The organism is Clostridium sp. (assembly GCF_032552055.1).
GTDB lineage: Bacteria > Bacillota > Clostridia > Clostridiales > Clostridiaceae > Clostridium.
The window spans coordinates 35474-45382 of the sequence record NZ_JAWGSV010000001.1; the positions used below are offsets into that span (position 1 = coordinate 35474).

Here is a 9909-nt window from a genome sequence, read left to right on the forward strand (position 1 = left end):
TTATTTGTGAAACATCACCATCCTATATCTAATCACCTTAATTATTCTTTTAATACTTTTAATAAATAATTCCAAACATTCTCAACTGATGTTATTCTTATTAATATTTACTTTAATCTTTAGAATTATATTTCCTCTATACTGCAAACCCCCTCTGATTTACTCAGCAATTCTATAACATCCACATATTGAGTTTTTTCAAGTAATTTCAATGTAAATACTCCGCCTACTATCGTTTCAGTTAACTCATTAGATTTTATTAATTCTAACTCAACTACTTTCATATTATGATGTTTTACATACTGTAAAAAAGCACTTAAGTTCTTTATACTAGCAAACTCTATATATACAGTAACCTCTTTAGTCAATAATGTAATTCTATTATCAACTCCATGCAATAATGCCATAGCTATATAAATCATGACACATCCTATTATAGCTCCTGAATAAAAACCAACACCTATAGTAAGTCCTATACATGCTGATGCCCATAGCCCTGCTGCTGTAGTTAATCCTGTAACTTTATTTCTACCAGTTACAATAATTGTACCTGCTCCTAAAAAACCAATCCCACTTATTACCTGAGCCCCCATTCTAGAAGGATCTCCAGTAGAATATATATCAGCTATATATTGATTAGTAATCATAACCATAGCAGATGCAACACAAACTAACATATATGTCCTAAATCCTGCTGGTCTATTTTTCTTACCTCTTTCAATACCTAAAATTCCTCCACAAATTAAAGCTAATAATAGCCTAAAAAATGTTGATATCATATTTATTTCATATAACTTTTCCATAAGCACCCACTTCCTTAATAATTGAATAAAATTCCAAATCGATATTATCTCATCAATCTGGAATATTAAATTAATTATATTATTTATTATAATATTGTCCCTATATTCTTTTAAAAGACTTAGCCAATCTGTTTGGATGATATCAATTTTCTTAACCCCTTTTAAAAAAGACTTTGAAAAAATATTAAATTGATATTTTCACAAAGTCTTCTTTTATTTAGCAATCTTATTAAATTATTTTAATTCTTTTAATACTTCTAATAAGTACTCCCAAACATTCTTAACTGATGTTATACTCATATGCTCCTCTGGAGTATGAACATCATAAAGATTAGGTCCAAAACTTATCATATCTAACTTTCCTAATCTTTCATTGAATAATCCACATTCAACTCCAGCATGAATAGCAACTATTTCAGCGTCTTTTCCGTACATTCTCTTATATACCTCTTGGCATATTCCTCTAACTTTTGACTCGCTATCGTATTGCCATTCTGGATATCCTGCTGTAGTTTCAAATTCTGCACCTAATAAATCTGCTATAGTCTTACTTCTAAGTACTATTTCATCTTTTAAAGATGCTACTGAACTTCTAATTGCACTATCATACTCTACAGTATCGCCATTAGTAATTACTACTCCTAAATTAGTTGAGCTTTCAACTAACCCTGCTATTTCAACGCTATTAGTATTAATACTATTTGGTATTAAATAAAGTAAGTTTACTGCTTTTTCAGTATCTACTCTTGTAAATACTTTTTCAACTTTTTCTGTATTTTCTAATATTGATACTTTAACTCCTGGATCTTGAGTTTTTAACTCATTTAATAAAATTGGATTCCATGAATTAATTATTTCTTTAGCCTTTTCTAAATCAGCTGATTTTAATGCTATGACTGCATCAGCTTCTCTTGGAATAGCATTATTTTTAGATCCACCATGAACCTCTGCTAGCTTATAATCTAATTCTAATAAAGATTTAAGAATTCTACCCATAATCTTATTAGAGTTTCCTCTTTCCTTATTAATTTCCATTCCAGAGTGACCACCTTTTAGTCCTCTTACAGCAATATGTAAGAAATTGTTGTATTCATTAACTTCTTCTAAGTTTACCTTTAATAAATGCTTACTTCTTACTCCACCAGCACAGCTTACTAATAAATGTCCTTCTTCTTCATTGTCTATATTTAAAAGAATCTTACCAGTAATATCATCTTTAGAAACAGCCATTGCTCCTGACATACCAGTTTCTTCATCTGTAGTAATTAAAACTTCTAAAGGTGGATGAGGAATATCTGTAGAATCTAATACTGCTAATGAATAAGCAACTGCAATTCCATTGTCAGCTCCTAAAGTAGTATCTGTAGCATAAACCATATCATCTACTATTCTCAATTTTAATGGATCTTTTTCAAAGTCATGGTCAGTTCCTTTATTTTTTTCACAAACCATATCCATATGTCCTTGAAGAATTACTGTAGGTGAATTTTCATATCCCTTAGTTCCTGGCTTTTTTATAATTACATTTAATGCTTTGTCTTGAATTACTTCTAAATTTAACTTCTTAGCAACACCTACTAAGTAATCACTTATAGCTTTCTCATTTCCTGATCCTCTTGGTATTTGAGAAATTTCTTCGAAATATTGAAAAACCTTTTTAGGTTCTAAATTTTGTAAAACATTCATAATACTATCTCCTTTGCTTCCTAATATATGTTAGAATTATATTATAAAATAAGTATATCATAGTATATATGATACTTAAATTTTATTTTTTTATTATACTTATTCAGAAAATTCCTAATTTTTAATAATTGAGGTGGTATTATGCAAAAAACAAAAATGATCTTTACTATCGGTCCTGCTAGTGATAATGAGGAAGTTATCAGAAAATTTATCAAAATAGGCATGAGTGCAGCCAGATTAAATTTTTCTCATGGTACTCACGAAACTCATAAAGAAAAAATAGATTTAATAAAAAAAGTAAGAGAAGATTTAAACTCTCCTACTGCAATAATATTAGATATTAAGGGTCCTAAAATTAGAACTCATAACTTTGTTAATGATGGAGTTGAACTTGTAGAAAGCCAAGAATTTTCCTTCTTATGTGAGGATGAAATCCTTGGTGATACAGAAAAATGTACAGTATCATATAAAGATCTATATAAAGACGTAAAGCCTTCTGGAGAAATCTTAGTAGACGATGGGCTTTTAAGATTTAAAATTAAAGAAGTTAATGGAACTGAAATTAAATGTGTAGTTACTGTAGGTGGATTAATTAAAAATCATAAGGGTGTTAATGTTCCTAATGTTAGAATTAACCTTCCCTCAATAACTGAAAAGGATAAAGAAGACTTAATCTTCGGCTGTGAAAATAAAATAGATTTTGTAGCTGCTTCTTTTATAAGAAAAGCTTCTGATATCCAAGATGTAAAAGATGTTTTAAAGACTCATGGTGGAGATTATGTTCAAATTATAGCTAAAATAGAAAATCAAGAAGGCGTAGATAATATAGATGAAATAATTGAGGTATCTGACGGAATAATGGTTGCTAGAGGTGATATGGGAGTTGAAATTCCTATAGAAAAAGTTCCAATAATCCAAAAGAAAATTATTAGAAAATGTAATGAAGCCGGTAAGATAGTAATAACAGCTACTCAAATGCTTGATTCTATGATAAGAAATTCTCTTCCAACTAGAGCAGAAGCTTGTGATATATGTAATGCTATCTTCGATGGAACTGATGCAATTATGTTAAGTGGAGAAAGTGCTAGTGGCAACTATCCAATAGAAGCTGCTGAAACTATGTCAAGAATAGCAATAGAAACTGAAGAAAACCTTGATTATAATTATTTAAATAGAAGGCTTAAAGAACCTTCACTTACTTCCTTCTCAGAAACTATTAGTTACTCTGCTTGCAGAAGCTCAAATCTTCTAAATACAAAGGCAATAGTAGCAGCAACTAGTAGTGGCGCAACTGCAAAACTTATTTCAAAATATAGACCTAAGTGTCCAATAATTGCAATTACCCCTCATGAAGAAGTAAGGAGAGGATTAAATTTAAACTTTGGAATATTCCCACTTAAGTGTGAGATGTTCAATACAACTGATGAAATATTAGTTGAAGCTAAGAAAGTCGCAACTAAATTGTCCTTTGCAGAAAATGGAGATGATATAATAGTTGCAGCAGGTATGCCAAATGCAGTAACTGGTGGAACTAATATGTTAAAAATAGAGAAATTATAAAATTCTAAGCATTTTATAATGAAAAAATGAAAGAGTGAAGAAAGTGCTATCGCACAATGAAAAAATTAATTTTAAATAATTATTTTAAATTTAAAATTAATCTCTCATGCGATAGCATAATCTATATAATTTAAGAGGTTTTGCATAGCAAAACCTCTTAAACTCCTTCATTTTTTAATTATTTCATTTCTTCATTATTTCATTATTTAAAGAAGTCTTTAAATAAGTCTCCTAAAGAAACTCCATCATCAATATCATTGTATTTTAAGTATTCTTTAGATTTTTCTTCTGCATCTTTTATAGTTAAAGAAACCCTCTTATTTGTTTTATCAACATCTAAAACCTTAACCTTTACTTTTTGTCCTAAAGTTAATACATCAGAAGGCTTAGCTATATTCTCTTCAGTAATTTCATTTATATGAACTAATCCTTCAACTCCTGGATATAATTCAACAAAAGCACCGAAGTTTAAAAATTTAACTACTTTTCCTTCAATAACAGTTCCTATTTCTAATTTTCCTTCATTCATAGTCCAAGGATCTTCATTTATATCTTTTAAGATTAGTGATACTCTTTCATTTTTAGTATCTACTTCTCCTACAAATACTTCTACTTTATCGCCTTCTTTAACTACATCTTCAGCTTTATTTACTCTTCCCCAAGATAAATCACTTAAATGAATAAGTCCTGTTATTCCTCCAATATCAACAATTGCACCTGCTTTAATAAGCTTCTTAACAACTCCTGATCTCTTTTCTCCTGATTTTATTGATTTCCATAATTCTTTTTTATTACTTTCAAAAATAGCATCTTCTAAAATTCTTCTTGATGCAACTACTTTTCTTGCTTTAAAGTCTAATTCTATTATTTTAACTTCTAATTCTTTTCCTATTAGATCAGATAAGATAATTCTTTCTCTAGATGCTAAGGATGCTGGAATAAATACTCTTGTACTTCCATAATAAGCTACTAATCCACCCTTTACTTCTTCTCTTACATAGACCCTTATAACTTCATCATTATTAAAAGCCTTCTTTATATCTTCTCTTTCAGTAATCTCTAAAGCTTTAACTCTTGATAACTGAACATATCCTTCTCCATCATTAGGTGATAAAACATATACTTTAAGCTTATCTCCTTTCTGTACTACCTCTCTTGGATCCTTATCTATGTTTGTTAATTCAGCTTTTTCTATAACACCATCAAAGGCATAATTAATATTTACTGTAACTTCCTTATCGTTAACATCAATAACTTCTCCATCAAGAATGTCTCCAGATTTAATTCTTTTAACATCAAAGTCCTGTAATAAAGCCCCCATGCTTTCTTCTATATTTTGATTTGTCATATTTATTCACTCCTTCAAAACTAGTGTAATAAATTAATTTTAGATTATTCTGATATTGATTACAAGTGATATATGTAATAAATTGTGTAGGAGCCTTAGAACTTCTTTTTTCAGCCGTTTGTCTTATGGAGCATATTATATTTATATTTGTGGTTATATTGGCAATTTAAAACTACTATTCATCTATTTTTTTATTAATTATGATATAATAATTAATAAAGAACTTTAATCCGAATTAAAAGTTATTTATTAACTCTTAACAAGGTAGTATTAACTATTAAATAAGAGATAATTAACGATTTGCTTAGATTGATTTATCTATTTAGGTAAATATTACTTATTTGTTTATAATTTAGGCTTAAATGAAGTTTGTAAATTATATATTTTCTATATAAAATAATATCATAATCTTTTTTCTTGGGGGTGAGCTTTATAAAAAGAAACAATCATAAAAAAATAATATTTACTTTATTTTTAACCTTTATCTTTTTAACTTCTAGTTTCCTTATAGATACTATTCCTATTTTTGATAGCATTACTCAAGGTGAAACAGTAGTACTGGCAAAATCAAAAGGATCTAGTAGTTTCAAAAGTTCAGGAGGATTTAAAAGCTCTAGTAGTAAGACTTCTAGTAGTACTTTTAAATCAAGTGGAGGAAAATCTAATGTAAGCAAGTCTACTAGTGGTTTTAAAAGTGGTTCTTTTAGTAGTGGTAGTTCTAATAAAAGTTCTAGTTCTTCTAGTGGTAATAAAAACTCTAGTTCTTCTTCCAGTAATGACAAGAGCTCTAATAGCTCATCTACATCTGGCAACTTCAAAAGTGGATCTTTTAGCTCAAGTACAGATAAAGGCAAATCTGGGGCCTCAAAAGGTTTTTCTTCAGGGTCTTACAGTTCAACAAATAATACAGATAAAACTCAAGACAAAGATTATAATAACAACACTAGCTATGGTGATTATAATGATTCAGGTGGTTCCTTCTTTGGAGATATGATGTTTGGCCTTAATTCTTTAAGAATGTTTGCCTATGGTTCTAGTAGGGGGAGTGGTTTCTCTATAGGATCAATCATAATAATGGCAATCATCTTTATGATTATAATCAGAATAATAAGATTATATTTAAAAAATAGAAAATACTAATTAATTCTAGGAGGATGTATATGGGAATATTCACAAGAATGTCAAATATGTTAAAGTCAAAGGTTAACTCTACTTTAGATGAAATGGAAAATCCAATTGAGTTACTAGATCAAAAAATAAGAGATATGGAATCACAGTTAAACACAGCTAAGCTTAACTCTGCACAAATTATTGGTAATGCTCATGAAATAAAGAAAAAACTTGACGCAAGTGAAATTGAAGTTAAGGATTACGAAGACAAAATTAAACTTGCTCTATCTAAAAACAATGAAGATTTAGCAAAGAGAGCTTTAGCTAGAAAAATTGAATCTGAAAAGAAACGTGACTCATTAAAGACAAGTTATGATGCTGCTAGAACTCAAGCTGATGCTATCAAGAAAAACTTAGCTGCTTTAGAAGCTGAGTTAAATAAAACAAGAAATTACAGAGATGAAGCTGCTGCAAGATATAGTAATGCTGAAGCTAGCCAAAAAATCAATGAAGTTCTTGCTAATGTACAAACTAAATCTAACTCAATTCAAATTGATAGCATAGAAAGAAAGATCCAAAAGAAGGAATCTTTAGCTAATGGCCTAGGCGAACTTAGAGAAGTTGATACATTTGATAGTGAATTTGAAGCTTTAGATGCAGTTGACTTAGATTTAGAACTTGAAAAATATAAGAATAATAACTAGGTGCTTATATGTCTAATACAATTGAATTTATAACTAAAGAGAGAGAAACTGTTGGTAAAACTTATACAGATGTAACTTATGCTATAAGTGAAGTTTCACCCTTTCTTGATGATAGTATATTAAAGAAAAGAAAGTATTATTCTAAGTTGCCTATCTTAACAAAATATATAGAATTGCTTAATGATGCTGAATATAAAGATAAAAATAAAAAGTTTAGTCTTTTTAGAAAGGACGATACAGTATCTCAGTTAACAAAATATAAGCAGGATAATTTAGAAGCTTTTAACCAATTAACTGATTGTTCTAAATGTACTTGCCTAAATTGTATAAAAGAATGTAGTTTTAGAAGTTGTAGTGGTTGTAGATCGAACTCCTTTATAAAGAGTTGTGATAAATCTAAAATCAATGTTAGACTTCATAAAGACTTTATTTTAAGCTTAACTAACAATGATACTGGAAGATCTAGTAGATATAAAGTATTAGCTACAATTGAAAACTGTGAATTAGATAGACTATATATAGCTCTTGAAAACTTATTGGATTCAAATGATAAGCTAATACTGTATTACTATCCTGGAATCTCATCTGATGACTTCGGTGAAATCACTGATGAAGATGAATTCAACTTAGTTGTTGAAGCATATGAACAAGCATAAAAAGGACAGCCTCTTTAAGGCTGTCCTTTTCAATTAACAGTTATCAATTAATAATTAACAATTTAGGATGCAATTCCTTCAGAATTACTTAAATAAAAAGCTCTATTTTAACCCAACGTTGATATTGAGCTAAATAAAGTTGACATTCATCCGATATCCCCTTGTTAATTATATCTTATTCAATAAACTGATAAAATTTATCTAGGTCAATACTACCACTTGTTATTTGGTAAGTCCTATCTTCAATTCCTATATATTTATTGTCAAACAAGCTTACTTTAGTACCATTCTTATTAGTAATATCAACTTTGTTTGAATATTCAGTAGGAATATCCTTATCATACACTCTTAAAGTATATCTTGAAAGTTTTGGAATAAAATCATCTATTAAGTACTGCTGTTTACTTTCAGCATCAATAGTCTTATCCTTGATTTCAATTGAAATATAATTACTTTGGACTAAATCCAAAACATCGGATGCAGCAATATCTTTTTTATCACATCCTATTAAGAGTAAAGTACAAAGTAATATGCTAATGGATAACTTAACTCTATTTTTCACAAATCCTCCCCCTATTCTCTCTTTGTATGTAATATATTACACAAGCTGATTTTTAAAGTATAGTATTCTAAATCAACACTTATTTAAACCAAAGCTAAATAAAAAACTCAGCTGGCTGAGTTTTATCCTTTATTAATTTGATTCTTCCAATAGTATTTACTCTTATTCCTTTATATCGCAATTGAACTCTCACTATATATTGTGCGTAGGGCGACTTGGAGCTAGCAAGGTCGCCAGAGCATAATATATAGTGAGAGTTCTTTTGTATAACTATCTTGTAAATACTAGTTCTTTTTCTGTAGACATTTCTGGATTAAATGCATAGTTATCAACATCAAACTTTTTAAGTTCTTCAATATCTTCTATTTCATTTTGTATTATATATCTACTCATCATTCCTCTAGCTTTTTTGGCATTAAAGGCTATTATCTTATATTCATCTCCTCTAAGCTCTTTAAAAACTGGAGTTATAATATTAATATTAGGATTGTTTTCTATATTCTCTACTGACTTAAAGTACTCATATGAAGCTAAATTAATAATAGTCTTATTCTTATGATTTTTTAAATCATTTACTAAACATTCTACTAATTCATTTTTCCAAAATCCATATAAATCTTTTGAATCATTTACTTTAAGTTTAGTTCCCATTTCTAATCTATATTCTTTTATTCCATCAAAAGGTCTTAAAACCCCGTAAAGACCAGATAATATTCTTAAATGATCATTTGAATAAAACAGATTTGAATCACTAAAGCTTCCGACATCCATTCCCATATAAACATCGCCTTTAAAGGCTAATAATGCTTGTTTAGCAGTATCTAAAGATGGCGTCCATTTCCCAAATCTTTCTTCATTTAATGTAGCTAACTTTGTACTTATTTTCATAAGTTTTTCTAATTCATAGCTACTATAGTTTTTTATTTCATTAATTATTTCCTGCGATCTTTCTAAAAACCTAGGTTCACTCATAGGTAAATTACTATTCTTTTCTTTAAAGTCTAAAGTTTTTGCAGGAGAAACAACAATTATCATAATTAATCTCCTTTTGTTCTTACATTATTTTTTCTTATTCATTTCATTGTAGCAATAATTTATTATATCACTTCTTTTTATTATTCCAATAAATATTCCCTCATCATCTACTACAGGAACAAAATTTTGGCTTGTTGCAAGTGAAATAAGACTTTCTACATTTGAATTAATTGAAACGCTTTTATGTTTTCTTTTCATTGGTATATCTATTATTCTAACATTTTCTGTATTCTTAAAATTTAAATCTGGAGTATTCTTAAGCTTCCAAAGTAAATCTCCCTCAGTTAATGTCCCAACATACTTTCCATCCTTATCAATTAAAGGAATTGCTGTATATCCGTGATGTTCCATTCTTTCAATAACTTGTCTCATGGTTGCATCTAAATATTCATATATAACCTCATTTTTAGGTGTCAAAAAAAATGCTATATTCATATTTCATCAT

10 protein-coding genes are annotated in these 9909 nt (G+C 28.7%); 4 read left to right on the forward strand and 6 right to left on the reverse strand.

The features are described from left to right. Positions 1-125: 125 nt before the first annotated feature. Complete coding sequence (locus E6248_RS00190; protein WP_316338831.1) at positions 126-803, reverse strand: MgtC/SapB family protein; 678 nt, start codon at positions 801-803, stop codon at positions 126-128. Positions 804-1037: 234 nt separating this feature from the next. Next, the gene (locus E6248_RS00195; RefSeq protein ID WP_316338832.1) at positions 1038-2489 is read right to left on the reverse strand and encodes an aminoacyl-histidine dipeptidase; all 1452 of its coding nucleotides are present in this window, start codon (positions 2487-2489) and stop codon (positions 1038-1040) included. 141 nt (positions 2490-2630) lie between these two features. Here E6248_RS00195 and pyk point away from each other — a divergent pair, with 141 nt between their 5' ends. Further along, positions 2631-4049 carry a pyruvate kinase gene (pyk, locus tag E6248_RS00200; protein WP_316338833.1) on the forward strand — a complete coding sequence of 473 codons (1419 nt, stop codon included), beginning with the start codon at positions 2631-2633 and terminating at the stop codon, positions 4047-4049. Positions 4050-4251: 202 nt separating this feature from the next. Here pyk and rpsA read toward each other — a convergent pair whose 3' ends face one another. Next, positions 4252-5397 (reverse strand): 30S ribosomal protein S1, encoded by a 1146-nt coding sequence (rpsA, locus tag E6248_RS00205; RefSeq protein WP_316338834.1) that lies wholly within the window; start codon positions 5395-5397, stop codon positions 4252-4254. Between the two features lie 423 nt (positions 5398-5820). Here rpsA and E6248_RS00210 point away from each other — a divergent pair, with 423 nt between their 5' ends. The 3 genes from E6248_RS00210 to E6248_RS00220 are packed head-to-tail and all read left to right on the forward strand — an operon-like array spanning position 5821 to position 7867. Continuing rightward, positions 5821-6537 (forward strand): hypothetical protein, encoded by a 717-nt coding sequence (locus tag E6248_RS00210; protein ID WP_316338835.1) that lies wholly within the window; start codon positions 5821-5823, stop codon positions 6535-6537. A gap of 20 nt (positions 6538-6557) precedes the next feature. Then, positions 6558-7211: a PspA/IM30 family protein gene (locus E6248_RS00215; RefSeq protein ID WP_316338836.1), complete on the forward strand. Its 654-nt coding sequence runs from the start codon at positions 6558-6560 to the stop codon at positions 7209-7211. 8 nt (positions 7212-7219) lie between these two features. Beyond that, entirely contained in the window at positions 7220-7867 is a 648-nt protein-coding gene (locus tag E6248_RS00220) for a DUF1292 domain-containing protein (RefSeq protein WP_316338837.1), read from the forward strand. Positions 7868-8042: 175 nt separating this feature from the next. Here E6248_RS00220 and E6248_RS00225 read toward each other — a convergent pair whose 3' ends face one another. From E6248_RS00225 to E6248_RS00235, 3 genes are all read right to left on the reverse strand, one after another. Next, positions 8043-8429 (reverse strand): hypothetical protein, encoded by a 387-nt coding sequence (locus E6248_RS00225; RefSeq protein WP_316338838.1) that lies wholly within the window; start codon positions 8427-8429, stop codon positions 8043-8045. Between the two features lie 270 nt (positions 8430-8699). Next, on the reverse strand, positions 8700-9464 hold the full coding sequence (gene yaaA / locus E6248_RS00230) for a peroxide stress protein YaaA (RefSeq protein WP_316338839.1): 765 nt from the start codon (positions 9462-9464) through the stop codon (positions 8700-8702). Positions 9465-9488: 24 nt separating this feature from the next. Continuing rightward, a complete protein-coding gene (locus E6248_RS00235) occupies positions 9489-9899 on the reverse strand; it encodes a CBS domain-containing protein (protein WP_136005930.1) in 411 nt (136 codons plus the stop codon). Positions 9900-9909 lie beyond the last annotated feature (10 nt).

What these genes read in the sequence shown, in the direction of transcription:
- E6248_RS00190 (WP_316338831.1), bottom strand. Translation starts at nt 803, where the DNA reads ATGGAAAAGTTATATGAAATAAATATGATATCAACATTTTTTAGGCTA.
- E6248_RS00195 (WP_316338832.1), bottom strand. Translation starts at nt 2,489, where the DNA reads ATGAATGTTTTACAAAATTTAGAACCTAAAAAGGTTTTTCAATATTTC.
- pyk (WP_316338833.1), top strand. Translation starts at nt 2,631, where the DNA reads ATGCAAAAAACAAAAATGATCTTTACTATCGGTCCTGCTAGTGATAAT.
- rpsA (WP_316338834.1), bottom strand. Translation starts at nt 5,397, where the DNA reads ATGACAAATCAAAATATAGAAGAAAGCATGGGGGCTTTATTACAGGAC.
- E6248_RS00215 (WP_316338836.1), top strand. Translation starts at nt 6,558, where the DNA reads ATGGGAATATTCACAAGAATGTCAAATATGTTAAAGTCAAAGGTTAAC.
- E6248_RS00220 (WP_316338837.1), top strand. Translation starts at nt 7,220, where the DNA reads ATGTCTAATACAATTGAATTTATAACTAAAGAGAGAGAAACTGTTGGT.
- yaaA (WP_316338839.1), bottom strand. Translation starts at nt 9,464, where the DNA reads ATGATAATTGTTGTTTCTCCTGCAAAAACTTTAGACTTTAAAGAAAAG.
- E6248_RS00235 (WP_136005930.1), bottom strand. Translation starts at nt 9,899, where the DNA reads ATGAATATAGCATTTTTTTTGACACCTAAAAATGAGGTTATATATGAA.